Below are 20,028 nucleotides of genomic sequence, written 5' to 3'. Positions count from 1 at the left end.
TCTAGGCACAAAAAAATGTTAGAAAGTGAAATTAGCAGTCTACCACTCTATAATTTTAAAAATGTCTATTGTCTTCGATTATATCCAAAAATACCCTTATAAAACAAAACATATTTTGGGTATTAGTCATGAACAATTTCAAGAATTAATTAATTCAGCTTCCAAAAAACATCTTGAAATTCAAAGAGAGAAAGAAAACCAGAAAGTGAGGATTAATTCTTCTGGAGGGGGTCGTAAAGAATTATTATCAATTCCTCAAGAAATATGTTTATGTCTATTTTATTTTAGGCAGATACCTACTTTTGAGATACTAGGAATGTTGTTCGGCGTATCGAAAAGTAAGGCACATAATACTTTTCATTATTGGAGAAAGATTTTACGTGAAATTTTACCTTCAAGCTTAATAGAACAAGTTAATAATCAAGAAGGAGATTTAGCAATTGTACAAGAAATATTGACCAACTTTAAATTAATAGTAGACAGCTTAGAACAGCCTATTGATAGACCTTCAGACAACGAAGAACAGAAAAAATTTTATTCTGGGAAGAAAAAACAACATACATTAAAAAGCCAAATAGTTAGTATGCCAAACGGTAAAGATATAGTTGATGTCATAATAGGATTTCCAGGCCCTACAGCAGATATTAATTTATTTAGAGGACAACAACAGAAATTTAATGAAGAACAAAAATTTGAAGGGGATAAAGCATATCAAGGAGGTCAAAATATAGCTATACCTCATAAGAAAAAACGAAAGAAAGAATTAAGCGAGAAACAAAAAGAAGAAAATAAAATTTTATCCAGTAAGCGCATATTTGTAGAACATTTAATCAGAATAGTTAAAATTTTTCATGTAGCTTCACAAAGATTTAGATTAAATTCAAATGTTTATGAAGAAATCATTTTAACAGTTTGTGGACTGGTCAGGCTACGAATTGGAACCTTGGTTTTATCCAGTTAATTAAGATTAATAAAAAGTGGCGATCGCCTGTAGTTATGAAACTTTATCTTTCTTTTCTAAACTATCAGTAACGGTATCAAACCCTAATTTTTCGTTGAACCATAATCTGCAAGGATTACTCTCAAAGCCTTGTGAACAATGGCTCACAAGTTTTTGGACGGGTCTATTGTACTCGGAAATAGCAAGAGTACAAATCCCCTAATTAGACTTAAAATACCTACTTCAATTATTCGCACCTACAGGTGGATACTGCTTCAATACCTGCTTCAAATATTTCCCTGTATAAGATTTTTCATTCTTCGCAACATCTTCGGGAGTTCCCACAGCAATAACTTCTCCTCCTTTGTCTCCTCCTTCGGGGCCTAAATCTATTACCCAATCGGCACAGCGAATTACATCTAAGTTATGCTCAATCACTAAAATTGAATTACCTTTATCTACCAATCTTTGCAGTACATCTAATAATTTATGTACGTCGTAAAATGATAATCCCGTGGTGGGTTCGTCAATTAAATAAAGGGTTTTTCCCGTAGCTCGACGCGATAATTCTGTTGCTAACTTCACTCGTTGCGCTTCACCACCCGATAAAGTAGTTGCGGGTTGTCCGAGTTGTACGTATCCCAAACCTACGTCTACCAAGGTTTGTAACTTATTGACAGCTTTGGGAATATTAGTAAAAAATCCTAGTGCTTCCTCAACTGTCATATTCAGAACGTCGGAAATTGATTTATCTTTATACTTAACCTGCAATGTTTCGCGGTTATATCTGGCACCTTTGCAGACTTCGCACTGTACGTAAACATCTGGCAAGAAATTCATTTCGATGACGTTTACACCTTGTCCCGAACAAGCTTCGCAGCGTCCACCTTTGACGTTAAACGAAAATTGTCCCGGTTTGTAACCCCTTGCTTTAGCTTCGATGGTTTCAGAAAATACTGCCCGAATTGCATCGAACACACCCGTATAAGTTGCTGGGTTGGAACGAGGAGTTCTACCGATAGGAGATTGATCGATAACAATTGCTTTATCAATGGCTTTCAATCCCTTCATCCCATCGATTTCTTTGGGCATCGGTATTTTTTTACTGAGATGATGTTGTAATGAGGGATAAAGCAATTCGTTGACTAAAGTTGATTTACCCGAACCCGAAACACCAGTTACCGTAACTAATCTTCCTAAAGGAATTTCTACGTCTATATTTTGTAGATTATTGCGACGGGCATTTTGAATTACTAAATTTATGCCATTTCCTTCCCTTCTTTGAGCGGGAGTTTGAATTACTTTTCTTCCCGATAAGTAAGCTCCGGTAAGAGAATCTTCCGCATCTAATAAAGTTTGTAAATTGCCCTGAGCTACAATATGCCCTCCGTGAATACCCGCACCTGGTCCAATATCAACAACGTGGTTGGCTGCGCGAATTGTTTCTTCATCGTGTTCTACCACAATTAACGTATTGCCTAAATCGCGCAATCTAAATAAAGTTTGCAGCAATTTGGCATTATCGCGCTGGTGCAAACCGATACTTGGTTCGTCTAGTACGTATAATACACCAGTTAAACCGGAACCGATTTGTGTCGCTAACCGAATCCGTTGCGCTTCCCCACCCGAAAGCGTCATAGCTGTACGATTCAAAGTTAAATAATTTAAGCCGACATCCAAAAGAAACTGCAAACGCGCTTTGATTTCGCGCAATACCAAGTCTGCAATTTGGAATTGCCGTTTACTTAACTGTAAATTATTAATTCTTTCTTGAGCTTCAGTAATTGAAACTCCGGTTAAATCCAAAATTTTGTATTGTCCTAACCTTACCGCTAAAGCTTCCGGTTTCAGCTTTTTACCTTCGCATACCGGACAAGGTTGGTCAATTATATATTGCTCTAATTTATGCTTAATTAGTTCCGAACCACCTTCATACTGCCGTTGTAAAATCGGCAACACGCCCTTAAATTTTTTGGTTCTTTCTGAATCTGGAGTTTTCTTTTCTCCTTGCAAAATTATCTCTTGCTGTTCTTCAGTTAAATTTTGCCACTGAGTTTGTAGCTCAAAGCCGTAATCCTGTCCCAGAGCGTAAAGTAACTCCAAATAATAAGAATTATCTTTTTCAGACCAAGGTGCGATCGCAGCATAAATTGGGACTTGAGGATCGGGGACAACTAAGTCAGGAGAAAATCTTTTTAATGTTCCGATTCCGTGACAATTAGAACAAGCGCCATAAGGAGAATTAAAGGAAAACAAGCGCGGTGATAATTCTTCCATAACCGCACCATGTTCCGGACAAGCGAAGTTTTCCGAAAATACTAATTCTTGCTCTTGATTCTCTTCTTTATCTTCTTCTTTCTTATCCTTTTCCCCAGAAATAGGAGTATAGAGAATTACTGCAATACCGTTAGACTGTTTCAAACATGTGGAAAGAGAATCTACTAAGCGTTCTTCAATTCCAGCTTTTTTTATCAAACGGTCGATAACAACTTCTACTGTATGAGCATGTTTTTTATTTAACTCAATTGAGTCAGAAAGTTCTCGTACCTCACCATTAATCCGAACTCGGACAAAACCCTGAGAAGCGAGACTAGATAATAATTTGGCGTGAGTACCTTTCTTACCGCGCACCACCGGAGCCAGAATCTGAAACTTTGTCCGCTCCGGTAGCTCCATGATTTTGTCTACCATTTCATCAATCGTTTGGGGAGCAATTGACCTGTCACATTTCGGACAATGGGGTTCGCCAGCCCTACCAAACAGCAGACGTAGATAATCGTAAATTTCCGTAACCGTGCCTACAGTTGAGCGCGGATTATGAGAAGTAGACTTTTGATCGATAGAAATAGCCGGACTTAAACCTTCAATCGCTTCCACATCCGGCTTATCCATTTGTCCCAAAAATTGCCGCGCATAGGAACTAAGGGACTCAACATAACGGCGCTGTCCTTCAGCGAAAATAGTATCAAAAGCCAGAGAAGACTTACCAGAGCCAGAAACCCCAGTAAAAACGACCAACTGACGAGAAGGAATTTCTAAATCGACATTTTTTAAATTATGCTGCCTAGCACCGCGAATGCGGATTGTATTTTGGTTAGAGTTAGGGAGTTTTCCATTTAAGGATGCAGCTAACTTAGTTTCTGACATATCAGCAAGGTGGGCGGCAAGGGACAATCCTTAATAATACTATTGATGCTCCTGTTATGGTAGAACAATCGTACTTGAATTTTGAAAATTGGGCATAGGGAATTTACTTTACCTCTACCCCCTCTCCCCCATCTACCCCCTCTTCAAATAAAAAAAACCCAACCAAAATAGCTGGGTTCTTCTGCGGATGTGCCTACCGATATATTAAAAAGTTATTTATCAAGTTATTTATACTCATTCCCATGACCACCTAATATACTGCTACTAAACGGTTAGCGTTGATTTCGGAAAATTACAAAAAAATCTCAACCTTTAATCTTTAACCTCTAACCTCAAAAGCTTTATTCCCGCCGAAACAAAAATAAATTCCCTGTCTTCCCCCTTCCGACTCGAATTTCCTCGTCTAAATAAGAAGTTATCCATACAGCTTCGTTGCGGAGAGCTTCAATAACTGGGATTTTTAATTCGGGTAAATTAACGGGTAAAGAAAAAGGTTTTGTTGCTTGAAATGTAAAGGCATCAAAGCTTACTAAAGCGGTGGTTTCGTCTTCCTCACACTTCCAAATACCCGAAGCTTCGATTTTCAATTCTCCTAATATAGGTAATTCGATTTTGGCACAGTTAGAAGTTGTAATCCCCGAATCATTAAAATTCAAGGTTTGATATACCTCTTTGATTTTAATTCCCGTCCAATCTGGAATAGTAGCAACTTGACGAGTAACTACTGTTCCGTTAGAGGCATATATTAGCTGCCAACTACCAGATATTAAAGCTTGATTTTCAAAATTTAACGGATGAGGAGTTAGATTAATTTCTTCCAAATTCTGGATAATTCTATCTATATCTGGTTCTGATTGGGGAAATATGGCTTGCTGGAATGGTAAAGCTTCTACTTGTTGTATTAGCTGTGTTTTCAGAGAATCATTACTTTGATTTTCTACTTTCATATTTTGATTATGTTCGTAGTTGCGCTTCAGCGCCAACTATATTTGGCGCTAAAGCGCAACTACGAACCTTTCTCTTTCTTGAGTTGTAAACGAAAAATTCAGAAGCAATACTAAAGTTAGTTTCCAAAATTATTTTCAATCATTCATACTACAGGCAAACGTAAAAATTCGTAATTAATCAAGAGTAGGTATCAAAACCCATCTGTATAATAATTACGAAATTACTCTTTACTAATTATTATTATGCGTTGGGAATTTGGTCGAAGAAGCGACAATGTTGAAGATAGACGCGGTAGAAGCGTTTCTCCGGGTGTGGTTGGTGGTGGGCTTGGCGGTTTGATTCTTACTTTAATTGCAGTATTTCTCGGTGTAGATCCAGCAATTATTGAACAGATTGCTCCTAGAGATGACGGCTCTTCAATTCCGACTCAAACAACTTCCCAACCTAGAGATGAAATGGGACAATTTGTTTCCGTTGTACTTGCCGATACCGAAGATACCTGGAATCCTTTATTTAGAAAAATGGGGAGAAACTATCGCGAACCGAAATTAGTTCTGTTTGAGAATGCAGTACAATCAGCTTGCGGTTATGCAAGTGCTGCCGTAGGTCCTTTTTACTGTCCCCCAGACCAAAAAGTATACTTAGATTTAAGCTTTTTCCGAGATTTAAGAAATAAACTTGGCGCACCCGGAGATTTTGCTCAAGCATATGTAATCGCTCATGAAGTCGGACATCACGTCCAGAATTTAATGGGAATATCCAATAGAGTAAGAAACATACAAAATCGAGTTTCCCAAGTTCAAGCAAACCAGCTTTCCGTCAGATTGGAATTACAAGCAGATTGTTTTGCAGGAATTTGGGCACATCACGCACAAAGACAAAGACAAATTATCGAACAAGGAGACGTTGAAGAAGCTATCAATGCAGCAGCGAGTATTGGGGATGATAGATTGCAAAAGCGATCCAAAGGTTATGTAGTTCCCGAATCCTTCACTCACGGAAGTTCCGCACAGCGCGTCAAATGGTTTAAACGCGGTATTCAGACAGGTAGCGTTGATGCTTGTAATACTTTTGAGAGTTGAGAATTGGTAATTGGGCATGGGGCATGGGGCATGGGGCATTGAAAATAGTTAGGAGTTAGTACCACCGGAGTTAATAATTTCTCCCTATCTTCCTCCTCTCCCCCTCTACCCCCACTACCCATTACCAATTACCCATTACCCATTACCAATTACCCATTACCAATTACCCATTACCCAATCAATAATTTCGGGATTCACCAAATCGGGAACTTCATCATGTGGACAATGCCCTGCTCCGGGAATTGGTACTATTTTGATATCTTTGCCGTTTTCTCTGGCTTGTTCGTAAACTTTTGCTCCAGTAATTGGTGTCCAGGGGTCATCTGCACCCCAAATTACTAGTAATGGACGCTCGACTTTAGGTAATAATTCCTCTGGGGAATCACCGGGAGGAGCAGTTAAAATTGATGCAAATACTTTTTGCGCGCCTTCGTCACAGGATGGCTCGTAAAGCATATCTACTAATTCGTCGGTGACAGCATTGCGATCGCGATACACTTGATAAAGCGTGCGTTTAATCTGCGATTTTCTGCGAATATTATTAAATACGAATTTACCCGTTATCGGATGACTGACTAATTTATTGAACGAACCCATGACAAATCTTAGCGGTGGGTTGAGTTCGTTAGGGCGATGGCTTAATCCTCCCGCAGCGTTGATTAAAACTGCTCCGGAGGTAATTTCGGGATGCTCTACGGCTATAGTCAAACTTATCAAAGCACCTACAGAATTACCGATAAATACAGCTTTGTGTTTGATATGTTCCTGCCAAAAATCTTTGAGTAACTCCACCCATAAATCAACGCTGTACTCAATAGGTGCTTTATCCGAGCCACCAAATCCTAGTAAATCTATTGCAAATACTTGATATCCAGCATCTGCTAATACGGGAATATTCTTCTTCCAATGTCCGATAGATGCACCGAAACCGTGAATTAATACTAAAGGTTGTCCCGTACCCATGACGGTATATTGAATTTTGTAATCCTTCCAATTCCAAAACAGTTTTTCAAAGGTAGTTGTTGCTTGGGATGTAGTAGTCACGGTTTTTGTGAAGTTTAGTAAAGTATTTCTTATTATGGTAATGGTTTGTGGGTATTGAGGGGTTAATAAAATGGTTATTTAGTAATCTGAAGATGGTATTCACTGTAAGGGATTCTGAAAAAAAGCTTTGGAATTTGCTTTAGCCGTTGGTAATCTCGATTTAGATAAAGATGCTAAATTAGCTTTTGGGATAAATCCCGACACTGGAGAAATTACCGTATGTCAGTTTCCTTTCAACGTGATTTTTAGAGACGGGGCACAGTGCTACGTCTCTACATTCAGATTGTGCGGGAATCAAGCTTATGTGTTTAAACTATTAATATCAACCTTGACAATAACATCATTAAAGTCTCTGTCCCCACCTCCAGCTAAATCCTCAAATCCGAAGGCATTATCACCAATCATCATTACGTGATCTGCACCGTCGGAATTAGCTCCAATAAATGGGAAGAAAATCTCTTCAAATTCTTCTGGATTACCGTTAACTATAAGGAAAGGCACAACTATTGCACCAGCAGTTAATTCTCCTGTAAATTCTCCTGTAGATTGATTTTCAACACTTAAGTCAATGCTAGCAAGCCGGTTTTGCACTGCTGCTTGTGCATAACCAGCATCTCCAACCAATATATCAGCAGTACCATCACCGTTTGTATCTATACCACCGTCTTCATTTATTACCTGGTAGAAACCAATTGTATTATTGAATTGAGCTTCGCGGTTAACAGTAAAGGTTGCAGTTTGCGTGGTAGTAATTTCGCGTAAATCAAGCACTTCGATTTTTTCTTGCAATCCGCTACCGATGGCTTTTTTAGCTTTGCCATCCAGCTTCATATTAATTTTTACACCTTCAAAATCTAAATCAAAGCCGTTTTTCTCAAATTCAGAGACTTGTAAGAAATCAGCATTAGAAAAAACAACTTGTTCTCGTTTGACTTTGCCTTTTTTTACTCCATCAACAGTACCATTCTTCACCGACAAGAAACGGAATTTGATATCGCTACTAAATTCTATAACTTTATCAAGCTGAGTTAAATCGAAGCCTTGAGGTGCATTTCCTAATACAGAAAAGATAGTTTGGGCGCGATTTAAAGCTGCTTCAATATATCCTTCAGCGTCGGGAGAAATACCATCGATAGTTGCCTCATCATCGTCAACGGTGAAGAAAGCTATTTGTTTGATTTCTTCAATATTTTTACTCTTGAAAGAAAACTTGATAGAAGATTTAGATTTACCATCTTTGAACTTGCTTTTGAATTTGAAAGTGCTTTTACCGTTAGATATAAAGCTCAATTCTCCTTCATCTTCGTCATCATTATCACTACCGCTACCGCTACCGCTACCGCTACCGTTACCGCTACCAGTAGTATTTTCTATATCTTCACTAATAATAGTTATATTCTTTGTATTTTCTGTTGCGGAAAGCATATAACCGCTTCCTTTTTCCAAACTTAAAGCTAGGGTTTTATCTTGCTCCACAGTTGTGTCGTTGGTGACACTTAAAGTAACGGTGGCAGTTGCTTTTCCTGCTTGGAAAGTAACTTTACCCTTGCTATTCTGAAACTCATCGGCACCCTCTAAAGTATAATCATCGTTGAAAGTCGCGCTGCCTGTGACGGAAAAATCAACCGTTAATTCAGCCGCAGTATCACCTTTGCGGGTAAAAGTGTAGATAATTTGATTATTATCACCTTCGGTAATACTCGTGGAGTCAACTGTGAGAGAAATTTCTGGTTTTTCTTCTTCTAATTTGACAAGGAAAGTGTCTGTAGAATTCGTCTTTTCAAGACTTTCATCACCAAAAGTAGCTTTATTGAAAAACTTGCCAGCGATGTAGATTTTGCCATTATTTACAGCGATATCGGAGATATTCTCTTCATCAGTACCGCCGATATTTTGCGCCCACTTTACCTTACCTTTACTGTCAAACTTAGTGATAAAAGCATTCTCTGTGTCAGTTTCCTCAACTTCACCGTAAAGCATGAAGTTATCAACTCTCATACTTTTACCTTGGTAATATCCGGTGACGTAAGTATTGCCCATATCATCTACAGCAATACCTTCTAATTCAACATCATTCTCATCCTTATCTTGACTGTCAAAGTCTTTCACCCACAGCAAATTACCGCTACTACTGTCTAGTTTGCCAACAAATACATCACCATTTTCACCACCTTCAACAGTAAAAGGATTAGGGGCATTATCAAAAGTTAATGTCTCTTCAAACTCTCCGGTAATGTAAACACTATCTTTACCAATAGCGATGTTATCGTGGACTACATTATTACCAAACTTCTTTGTCCAAGTTTCACTACCATCGCTTTTATCAAGCTTAGTTACAACAGCATATTCAGCGCCGTTTTCATTTTGTTCAGTCATGAAAAGATAGGCATTACCTTCTTTATCCACGACAATATCACTAGCTTCATCAGATGCTTCCTCAGATTTGGAAGCAGCACCAAAATCCTCTGCCCAAACCACATCACCACTATCGCTATCAAGTTTGCTGACAACTACACGCCCTTCTTCTCCACCATTAATTTTTTTATCGCCAAAAGTTACTTCTCCTAAAAAATTTCCAGTAATGTAAGCGTTACCCTCTTTATCAACGGCAATACTTCCAGCTTTATCCGAGCTACCATTACCAAAATCCTTTGCCCATACTGCATTACCATCACTGTTAAGCTTGGCAGCAAAAACATCACTACTAATACCTGCGACAACAGGAGTTGTATCACCGAATGTTATTTGTCCTGAAAATTCTCCGGTAATATAGGTGTTACCCTTATCATCTATATCAATACCAGAGCTTGAATCACCGGTTGTACCACCGAAGCCCTTTGCCCAATCAAACTCTCCATTTTCTTTAACTTTGGCAACAAAAAGATCTTTACTACCTTCGGGTGTAAGAGTGTCACCACCAAGAGTAACTGTTGTCTCAAAACTTCCCGTGACATAAGTATTCCCGGCATCATCTACCGCTAGGAATTCATAACCATAACCACTTCCACCAAACTGCTTTGCCCAATCTACCTTTAACTTGGGATCGTCATTTGCGATAACACCCATTTTCATCACACTGTCATCGGATGAATTGTCTAATTCATTGCCATCTGCTCGAAATAGTGATGCATTTTCTGAAAGTTTTACAGAGTCATCAGTAACAATGTATTCTTCCGTGTTAGACACAGTTAACTTAATACTTTCATCCGATTCAATCTCAGCATCTGCCTTTGGCGTAATAGTAACGCTAGCTTCCTGTTCTCCGGCAGCAATAATAACTGTACCTGTAACACCGTCGTATTCCGCACCTTCTATCATGAAGTCTGTATCACTTTTTGCCGTACCATCAAGAGTAAAATTGACTGTTAAATTACTATCAGTATTCTCATCCCGACTAAAGGTATAGGTAAGAGTTTTGTCTCTATCCTCTACAACAGTCATGGAGTCAATATCAAGAGTGATTTCGGTTAATGTAACTGGGTTTTGATCGTTGGTTGCCATATCAAGTAGCCTTATATTTTATAAATAAAATAGTTTCCCATCGGTTGTAACCTAAGCTACTTTTAAATGTCAAAATAAGATAAACGAAGAAAAATAAATACGTATTATCACTTAAATTTAATCTAAGTGAAATTATTTCTTTGTAATCATACTGATAGCTGTTTGTATAATATTTACTTTCTCAATTGCGAAAATTATATATTAGATATTAAAAACCCGGCTTTTAAAAAACCGGGTTTTGACTAATTCAAGAGTTGCTGATTTGAAATCATTAATCAAAAGTTACGGCAATCAAAATTTTTCGATCTCGACAAAACGATTTTTAGCCGTAACACGCCCGATGAATTATCTATGTACTTACACTAGTCAAATCAACACTAGTAAAATCAACCTTAACAATAAAGTCGTTATAGTCTCCATCTCCACCTCCAGTTAAATCCTCAAATCCAAAGGTATTTTCACCAAGCATCATTACATGATCCACACCATCAGAATTAGCTTCAATGAATGGGAAGAAAATCTCTTCAAATGCTTCCGGATTACCGTTAACCATGAGGAAAGGTACAATGATTGCACCGGCAGTGAATTCTCCTGTAAATTCTGCTGTAGACTGATTTTCAACGCTTAAATCAATACTAGCGATACGGTTTTGCACTGCTGCTTGTGCATAACCAGCATCTCCGACTAACACATCAACCGTACCATCACCGTTTGTATCGATACCACCATCTTCATCGATTACCTGGTAAAAACCGACAAAGTTGTTATATGCTGCTTCGCGGTTAACGGTACATTTTACTTTTTGTTTACCGCTCAATTCATCACTTCTTAGATCGAGCACTTCGATTTTTTCTTGCAATCCGCTACCGATAGCTTTCTTTGCTTTAGCATCGAATTTCATTTTGATTTTTACACCTTCAAAATCCAAATCAAAACTATTTTTTTCTGACTCAGAGACTTGTAAGAAATCAGTAGAAGATACAGTTACTTGGGATTTATTGACTTTACCTTGCTTAACTCCTTGAAGAGTACCACCTTTCACCGATAAGAAACGGAAACTAGTTTCGCTGCTAAATTCTAGAACCTTTTCAATATCTATATCCCCGAAACCTTGAGGTATATTTCCTAATAGAGAAAAGATGCTTTTAGAACGATTTAAAGCTGCTTCAATATATCCTTCGTCGCCGGTTGAAAGCCCGTCGATAGTTCCCTCGTCATCATCAACGGTAACGATAGCAATTTCTTTGAATTCGGCAACGCTTTTACTCTTGAAAGAAAACTTGATAGAAGATTTACCGCTTTTGAATTTACTTTTAAATTTAAAGGTTTGTTTGCTATTCGATGCTAATGTAAATTCTGTATCATCGTCATCACTACCACTAACAATTACAATATCCTTTTCATCTTTAGCAATAGTAATACTAGTTTTTGCTTCAGTTGCGGAAATCATATAACCGCTTCCCATTGCTAATTCCAAAGCTAAAGTTTCATCTTCCTCAGCATCGGAATCATCGGTAATATTTAAAGTAACCGTAGCAGTTTCTTTTCCTGCTTCAAATTTAACTTCACCACTTTTACCATCAAATTTTTCTTCACCTGTTAAAGTGAAATCTTGATTAAAAGTAGCGGTACCAGTAACAGAAAACTTAACAGTTAATTCTTGAGTAAAATCACCTTTACGAGTGAAAGTATAGGTGATTTGTTTACTGTCACCTTCAGTAATTGTTGTAGAATCAGCTTTTAAAGAAATTTCTGGTTTTTCTTTTGCTAATTTGACAAGAAATGTATCATCAAAATTACTGGCTTTAAGACTTTTCTCTCCAAAAGTAGCTTCTTCGTAAAACTCACCAGCTAAATAGATTTTGTTATCCTTAACAGCGATATCGGTAATTTCTTCATAATTTTTACCACCGATATTCTGTGCCCATTTCACTTTACCCTTATCATCCAATTTAGCGATAAAAGCATTTTCACCTTCACCACCTTCACCACCTTCATCGTAAAGCATGAAATCACCAACACTCATGCTTCCGTTGTCATAATATCCAGTGACGTAAGTATTGCTCATCTTATCTACAGCAATACCTCCTATTTGCACATAATCCTCATCTTTATTTTGACTGTCGAAGTCTGTCGCCCACAATACTTTACCTTTGTCACTGCTGTCTAACTTAGCGACAAATACATCACCATTTTCACCACCTTCAAGAGTAGGAGCATCAGGAGTTGCACCAAAAGTTACTGTCTCTTCAAACTCTCCAGCAATAAAAATATTGTCTTTATCATCTATAGCAATACCTTCAGCTACAACCCAATTATTGCTATCACCGAAAGTTTGTTTCCACCCTTCGCTACCATCGGTTTTATTTAACTTGGAAACGACAATATTATCATTACCTTCATTACCTTCAGTCATGAACAAATAGGCATTACCTTCTTTATCCACGACTATATCTTCAGCTTGGCTAGAGAAATCATTATTCCCAAACTCTTTAGCCCATGACACACCACCGTCAGTATCAAATTTAGCAACAAATATATCTCCAGATTCACCACCAAGATTAATATTATCTAGAGTTATTTGCCCACCAAAATCTCCAGTAATGTAGCTATTACCTTGAGCATCTGCTTCAATACCATAAACGACAGTACGCTCTGTACCATTTAATCTTTTTGCCCAGTCTACTTTACCAGTGCTATCAATCTTAGTAACAAAAGCATCACTACCATAACCATCCCCTGTCACCGCAAGAGTTTTATCGCCCAAAGTTGTTTGCTTACTAAATGTTCCAACAACAAAAGTATTACCGCTATCATCTACAGTAATATTGTCCGCATTGTCAAAGTTAGTACCGCCATACTCTTGTGCCCATTGAACATTTCCATCTTTGTCAAATTTGGCAACAAAAATATCCTTCCCACCTTTGGATGTAATAGTTTGATTACCAATGGTAACTGCGCCGGTAAAGTCTCCCGTAACGTAAGTATTCCCTTCATCATCGACAGCTAAATATTCATAACCATAACCGTTACTGCCAAACTGTTTTGCCCAAGGTGCATCCAACATTGGATCGTCATTAGTGATAACAGCCATCACAGCTTTATCATCCACTAAAGAATTTTTTAAAAATACTGCTTCTGAAACCTCAAATTGCTGCAAATTACGATCAATACTATAATCTTTACCGGTTTCCAAAGTTAACTTAACAGCTTCATCCGACTCTATTTCACTATCTGCAATCGGTGTAATAGTAACTTCAGCAGTTGTAGCGTCAGCAGGAATAGTAACCGTATATTTACTACCATCCATTTCCGCACCATCTAATTTATAGTCCTTATCAAGCTGTGCTTTTCCTGCAATGCTAAAGTTAACTATTAAATCTTTGCTTGTATCAACACTCGTTGAGTTACTAGCATCTGCTCGAACTTCTCTGAGTTCAGTATTATTTTTCCGAGTAAAAGTATATTTTATTTCTTTTCCGCTGTTTTCAGCGACACTCATCATATCAACGCCCAGAGTCACTTCTACTTCTGGTGAACTAGCAACATTATTTATCTCTTTTATACCGTTTAAATTATCTGTCATAAAAATCAACCTTATTTCTTATAAATAAAATGGTTTCCCATCGGTTTTAACCTAAGCTAATTTTGATGTCAAAATAATATGAACAATAGTACAATAAATACGTATTTACACTTATGGGAAAAACGAGTACAACTAGTTATTCGCAATAATACCGATACTATTTATGCAGCCTCTAATTTCTATTGTTATCCCCGTTTACAATCGAGAAGATTATCTTAAAATAGCTATTGAAAGCGTGCTCAGACAAACATTTAATAATTTTGAATTAATAATTTGGGATGATGGTTCGACAGATAAATCTGTAGAAATTGCCAGTCAATATGCTCAAAAAGATAAACGAGTAAAAGTTATTGCAGCAAGACATCAAGGACAAACCTTATCATTAAAAGGAGCATTTTCAGTTTGTAGCGGAAAGTATTTAGGATGGATAGATAGCGATGATATAATCGCACCAACAGCATTAGCAGAAACCGCTAAAATCTTAGATAATAATCCCCAAGTAGGATTGGTTTATACCGATTATTTGTTAATAGATAAAGACAGCAAAGTATTAGGGAAAGGAACCCGCTGCCAAATACCATATTCTAAAGATAAATTATTAGTTGATTTTATGACTTTTCACTTCCGATTGATGCGTCGAGAAGTGTTTGAAAAAGCTGGTGGAATTAATGAAAATTCAGGTCTTGCCCAAGATTATGATTTGTGTTTGCGACTGTCAGAGATTACCCAAGTAAATCATTTAAAACAGCCTTTATATTATCACCGCAAGCACTCGGGAAATATATCTAATAATAAACGTGTTGAGTTAATTTACAGCTGTCAAAATGCCATCGCAACAGCATTACAGCGGCGGGGATTAAGTGATAAATATGATATTAAGGTTGAGATTATTGGTAAATATTATTTGGAAGAGAAGCAGTGAGAGTGGGAAGAGGGGGAAGAGGGGGAAGAGGGGGAAGATAATTTGTCTTTACTAACTCTTAACTCCTAACTCCTAACTCCCAACTCTCTTTAAGTCATCGCTCCATTTGTTTTAGTATTTTCATTGACATTTGCATTGACGTTTTCTTTGATATAAACATCTCGAATTGGAAATGGAATTAAAATTCCTTCTTGGTTGTAGCGTTTATGCAGCTTCTTAACGAACAAATGCTTTCCAATTCTGTGGTCGAAAAATTCGCTTATCCGCATGTAAAGCGTAAAATCGATACTAAAATCATTAAAAGTGTGGAATCTTATATAAGGCTCGTTTTCAACCAAATCTGGTGCGATTTCTTGCATCACTTGTTTAGCAACTTCTACAGTTACCCTTTCAACCTGTTCCAAATCGCTATCGTAACTAACACCCACATCCATCGTTAAAGTTAATTCCTTAACTGGTAAATGGTAATTAGTAAAATTCGCCGAAGCTAACTTTGAATTGGGAACAATAATCGTATTTTTAGAAAGTTCTTCGATAGTTATATTTCGCCAGGTAATATCAGTAATATAACCTTCTTCTCCCGAATCTAATTTTATATAGTCTCCGGTTTTCACTTGTTTAGAGAGGATTAAGTAAAAACCAGAAAATAAGTTTGCTAAAGTATCTTGTAATGCTAAACCAACGGCTAAACCACCGATTCCCAATGTTGTAATAATCGGTGTAATTTCAATTCCGATAGTCTGAAATATAATTAACGAGCCCAGAACAAAAACAAGAGTTTTAACAAGATTAGAAATCAGCGATGTAGAAACCCCTTCAGTTCGCTGCATAAATAAACTGACAAAACCAGCAGCCAGACGAGCTAAAACTAATGTTACGGTGAATAGAAAAATTGCAATGACAATCTTTTGTAAGGCAGTAGTAACATCTTGTTTAAGCGAATAACTTAGAATTGCTCCGAAAAAACCAGCAAGTACAAACCAGGTAAAAGGGATACGTCGCAAGGAACTGAAGATAATATCGCTTCCCGGTATACGCTTTTTATCGGCAACGTTCTTTAATCGACTGAAGACAACCTTTTCAGCTATTATTCCAGCGATTAAACCAACTAGGACAAATAGAACTGGCGCGATAAGCGGTTGAATTGATTCTATCGTCATGATAATCTTGCATTCTAGATTTTACAACTGATTTATTTAGTTTGGAATAGATTATCACGATAAACTCAACCATAATATTTAATTTATTTACTCTTAATTTGAGCATGAGGAATTGGACATGGGTAATAGGAATCTGAAGATAAAAAGATGTATAAAATAGTGAGTTAGATACTCTCATTAATAAGGATATATTTTCGGAGCAGAGATAACTATAAAAATGTTAATTCCTATTCTTTAATTACTTACTACAGACTTAGTATTGCGCCCCGTCTCTAAAATTTTTAATCCAAAATCCAAAATCCAAAATCCCGAATGTCGTTACCAATCATCTACCATCCAGATTACGTTACCCCACTACCGGATGCTCATCGTTTCCCGATGCCGAAATTTCGCTTACTTTATGAATTGCTTTTATCCGATGGTGTCGCAGATTTACAGCAATTTCACATTCCAAAACGACCTAATCAAGAAGCTATTGAATTAGTTCATACCAAAGAATTTGTGAATGGTTATTTAAACGGAACCCTCGATACAAAAGCACAACGACGCATTGGTTTACCCTGGAGTCCGCAATTAGTTAATCGTACCTGCACTGCGGTTGGTGGTACAATATTAGCCGCGAAACTGGCTTTAAGTAAAGGTTTGGCTTGTAATACCGCAGGGGGAACCCATCATGCCTTCCCTAGTTACGGCTCCGGTTTTTGTATTTTCAATGATTTCGCGATCGCAACTCGTGTCATCCAAAAACTCAATCTCGCACAAAAAATCCTCATCGTCGATTTAGACGTACATCAAGGTGACGGTACCGCTTTTATTTTTCAAGACGACGACAGCGTTTTTACCTTTTCGATGCATTGCGAAGTTAACTTTCCCGGTAGAAAACAGAAAAGCGATTTAGACGTACCTCTTCCCGAAGGCATGGAAGACGATGCATATTTGCAAACTTTAGCAAAATATTTACCGGATTTACTCGTAGACGTAAAACCAGATTTAGTATTATTCGATGCCGGTGTTGACCCCCATATCGGCGATAAATTGGGCAAATTAGCTTTAACAGATACGGGAATTTACAGACGAGAAATGCAGGTTTTGAGTACTTGCGTAGGGGCTGGATATCCCGTTGCTTGCGTTATTGGTGGCGGTTATGCGGATGATATGAAATCTTTGGTGTGGCGGCATTCTTTATTACACCGGGCTGCTAGTGAGGTGTTTCGGCTGTTTGGACTTTGAGGAGAGAGAAGAGGTAGAGAGAAATAATAGGAATCTGAAATTTTCAGCTTTATTTTGGGAATCCTGTAAATAATTAGGCAGAATATTTAGCTGAATTTATTGCTAACTCTGTTTTTCATATCTTTAATAATCTGGGATTACCTACTTACAGCGGTTTTCACTTGGGTGTAATACAAATTAACCTCACCCTCGTTCCCTCTCCTTAGTAAGGAGAGGGATGTCGGAGGACAGGGTGAGGTTTCAAATGTATTCGACTCAACCGAAAAGCACTGTATAACTAATGATAAGGTGAAATTAATGAAAAATAGTGAAAGCACGACTGCACCTTCAAAAAATTTGAATCAGTGGGTTGGTTATTTGAAAGTAGGACACAAAATAGGCTTAGGATATGGACTAGCTATTTTTGTTGCTATTTTAGGCACAACTACTGGATTTGTGATTGGAGATAGCTATCATAATGAAGCTCTTGAGCGAGAAGAAAAGTCGTTGAATGCGTACAGATTAGTTAATGATTTACAAACTAAAGTCCTTTTAATACGTCTTGATTGGTTAGAATTACCGATTGTTTTAGATAAACCACAACTTGTAAAGAAACAAAGTGTTGCTATACAACAACATCAAAGTGAGTTTAAGCAACTCTGGGTTAAATTCAAATCTGAATTTGATCGGATAGAAGAGGAAAAAGAAGAAAGTATTCTTAGAGAGAATGACTCTGCTCGGCAGCTTTTTAAAACCTATTCTCAATTCTCAGATTTATATTTAAAGCAAGTTGAAGAACTAATTAACAATTTAAACCTTGATAATATTCAAGCAACGCAACTCGAAACTACTAAAACTAAACTTACTAAATTCAGTAACACTGAATCTTCTCGAAACTTAGAATATTTTGCCAGAGATTTACTCAGTTTATCTGAGGAGATGTACGAAGAATATGAAAAAGCAGAGGCTGAATTTGCTGTTGCTCAACGATTACGCTTGAAAATCTTTTTTATAAGTGCTGTTTTATCAGTTTTAATTGGTATTTTGTTAGCTATCTTAACTAGCAGAGCTATTTCTAAACCACTACAAGCAGTAACAAATGTTGCTCAAAAAACTACACAGGAAGCTAATTTTGATTTACAAGCTCCCGTTACCACTTCAGATGAAACTGGGAAATTAGCAACTTCTCTCAACCAATTGATTGCAAGAGTTAAACAGCTACTGATTGAAAAAGAACAAAAATCTGAGCAATTGCAAAAAGCTAATGAGAAATTGATAACAACTCAAAAGCAAATGGTAGCTCAGGAAAAACTAGCCTCATTGGGTTCCTTAACAGCCGGAATCGCTCACGAAATCCGCAATCCTCTTAATTTTGTAAATAATTTTGCTCAACTTTCTGTGGAATTAATTCAAGAATTATTAGAAGAAATTGCCGAAAAAGTCAGAAATCTCGACAAAGATACAGTTGAATCGCTTACAGATACTCTTAGTATTTTAGAAACAAATGTTAGTAAAATTGAACACCACGGTCAGCGGGCTGAGAAAATAGTTAGTAATATGTTGCTTCATGCAAGAAGTGGTGGACATAAATGGGAAAGTAGTAATTTGAATCAGCTAGTCGAGGAAACAGTTAACCTTGCTTATCATGGGATGCGAGCAAAAGATTCTTCATTTAATCTGACGATTGATAATGACTACGACGAAACCGTTGGTGAAATTGAAGTTGTCACCCAAGACATCAGCAGAGCATTTCTCAACATTATCAGCAATGCTTGTTATGCGATACAGCAAAAATTGAAACAACAGGGAAATGAATTTACACCGATGCTTAAAGTTAGAACTAAAAATCTTGAACAGCAAGTAGAAATTCGCATTCGGGATAATGGCTCCGGGATGACTCGGGAAGTACGCGATCGCATTTTTGAGCATTTTTTCACCACCAAGCCAACAGGAGAAGGTACGGGTTTGGGATTATCTTTAACTTACGACATCATTGTGCAGCAGCATCAAGGTAGCTTGGAAGTTGAATCGGAAGTAGATATTTACACTGAATTTATAATTAGCTTACCCAAAAACAAATCAGCAAATTAAGGAGATATAACCATGATTATTGCTTTAGTTGTAGATGACGAACCAGATGTGCAATTGTTATTCAAACAAAAATTTAGGAAAGAAATTAAAGCCGGAGAAGTTAAATTATATTTTGCTCTTTCTGGAGAAGAAGCTCTACAAACTCTTCAAAGTGAGGATATGGCATCATTAGTACTAATTCTTTCAGATATTAATATGCCAGGGATGAATGGATTGGAATTGCTCAAAATTATTAAAGATAAATATGCTCATCTGAAAGTCTTTATGATTACTGCTTATGGAGATGAAAAAAATCACCAAACTGCAATTTCCTATGGAGCAGATGACTATATCAGTAAGCCGATTGATTTTAAAGATTTAAAAACAAGAATTTTCAGCTTGGAGAGATAATTTTATAA

Annotated in this window: 12 protein-coding genes; 6 read left to right on the top strand and 6 right to left on the bottom strand. The window is 37.2% G+C overall.

What is annotated here, in order from left to right:
* Positions 1 to 61: 61 nt before the first annotated feature.
* Complete coding sequence (locus tag RIV7116_RS09655; RefSeq protein ID WP_015118111.1) at positions 62 to 961, top strand: transposase family protein; 900 nt, start codon at positions 62 to 64, stop codon at positions 959 to 961.
* Between the two features lie 222 nt (positions 962 to 1,183).
* Here the strand turns inward: RIV7116_RS09655 and uvrA are convergent, their stop codons facing one another.
* Together uvrA and RIV7116_RS09645 are read right to left on the bottom strand one after the other, a co-directional pair.
* On the bottom strand, positions 1,184 to 4,087 hold the full coding sequence (uvrA, locus tag RIV7116_RS09650; RefSeq protein ID WP_015118110.1) for an excinuclease ABC subunit UvrA: 2,904 nt from the start codon (positions 4,085 to 4,087) through the stop codon (positions 1,184 to 1,186).
* A 341-nt stretch (positions 4,088 to 4,428) separates the two neighbouring features.
* A complete protein-coding gene (locus RIV7116_RS09645) occupies positions 4,429 to 5,034 on the bottom strand; it encodes a PAP/fibrillin family protein (RefSeq protein WP_015118109.1) in 606 nt (201 codons plus the stop codon).
* 243 nt (positions 5,035 to 5,277) lie between these two features.
* On the opposite strand from RIV7116_RS09645, the gene RIV7116_RS09640 reads away from it, so the two are divergent.
* Positions 5,278 to 6,117: a neutral zinc metallopeptidase gene (locus RIV7116_RS09640; RefSeq protein ID WP_015118108.1), complete on the top strand. Its 840-nt coding sequence runs from the start codon at positions 5,278 to 5,280 to the stop codon at positions 6,115 to 6,117.
* Positions 6,118 to 6,273: 156 nt separating this feature from the next.
* Here the strand turns inward: RIV7116_RS09640 and RIV7116_RS09635 are convergent, their stop codons facing one another.
* From RIV7116_RS09635 to RIV7116_RS33750, 3 genes are all read right to left on the bottom strand, one after another.
* Positions 6,274 to 7,161 (bottom strand): alpha/beta fold hydrolase, encoded by an 888-nt coding sequence (locus RIV7116_RS09635; RefSeq protein ID WP_015118107.1) that lies wholly within the window; start codon positions 7,159 to 7,161, stop codon positions 6,274 to 6,276.
* Positions 7,162 to 7,461: 300 nt separating this feature from the next.
* A complete protein-coding gene (locus RIV7116_RS09630) occupies positions 7,462 to 10,662 on the bottom strand; it encodes an SBBP repeat-containing protein (protein WP_015118106.1) in 3,201 nt (1,066 codons plus the stop codon).
* Positions 10,663 to 11,011: 349 nt separating this feature from the next.
* Positions 11,012 to 14,248 (bottom strand): DUF4114 domain-containing protein, encoded by a 3,237-nt coding sequence (locus tag RIV7116_RS33750; RefSeq protein WP_015118105.1) that lies wholly within the window; start codon positions 14,246 to 14,248, stop codon positions 11,012 to 11,014.
* Positions 14,249 to 14,411: 163 nt separating this feature from the next.
* On the opposite strand from RIV7116_RS33750, the gene RIV7116_RS09620 reads away from it, so the two are divergent.
* Entirely contained in the window at positions 14,412 to 15,170 is a 759-nt protein-coding gene (locus RIV7116_RS09620; protein ID WP_015118104.1) for a glycosyltransferase, read from the top strand.
* Between the two features lie 89 nt (positions 15,171 to 15,259).
* Here the strand turns inward: RIV7116_RS09620 and RIV7116_RS09615 are convergent, their stop codons facing one another.
* The gene (locus RIV7116_RS09615; protein ID WP_015118103.1) at positions 15,260 to 16,330 is read right to left on the bottom strand and encodes a mechanosensitive ion channel family protein; all 1,071 of its coding nucleotides are present in this window, start codon (positions 16,328 to 16,330) and stop codon (positions 15,260 to 15,262) included.
* Positions 16,331 to 16,642: 312 nt separating this feature from the next.
* Here RIV7116_RS09615 and RIV7116_RS09610 point away from each other — a divergent pair, with 312 nt between their 5' ends.
* The 3 genes from RIV7116_RS09610 to RIV7116_RS09600 all read left to right on the top strand — a co-directional run bounded on the left by RIV7116_RS09610 (position 16,643) and on the right by RIV7116_RS09600 (position 20,020).
* Positions 16,643 to 17,560, top strand: coding sequence for a histone deacetylase (locus tag RIV7116_RS09610; protein WP_015118102.1), 918 nt, complete (start codon positions 16,643 to 16,645; stop codon positions 17,558 to 17,560).
* Between the two features lie 297 nt (positions 17,561 to 17,857).
* Positions 17,858 to 19,630, top strand: coding sequence for a sensor histidine kinase (locus tag RIV7116_RS09605; RefSeq protein WP_015118101.1), 1,773 nt, complete (start codon positions 17,858 to 17,860; stop codon positions 19,628 to 19,630).
* A 12-nt stretch (positions 19,631 to 19,642) separates the two neighbouring features.
* Positions 19,643 to 20,020, top strand: coding sequence for a response regulator (locus tag RIV7116_RS09600; RefSeq protein ID WP_015118100.1), 378 nt, complete (start codon positions 19,643 to 19,645; stop codon positions 20,018 to 20,020).
* The last annotated feature ends 8 nt before the right edge of the window (positions 20,021 to 20,028 follow it).

Source organism: Rivularia sp. PCC 7116 (assembly GCF_000316665.1).
Classification (GTDB): Bacteria; Cyanobacteriota; Cyanobacteriia; order Cyanobacteriales; family Nostocaceae; genus Rivularia.
This window is presented reverse-complemented; position numbering and strand designations above follow the sequence as displayed.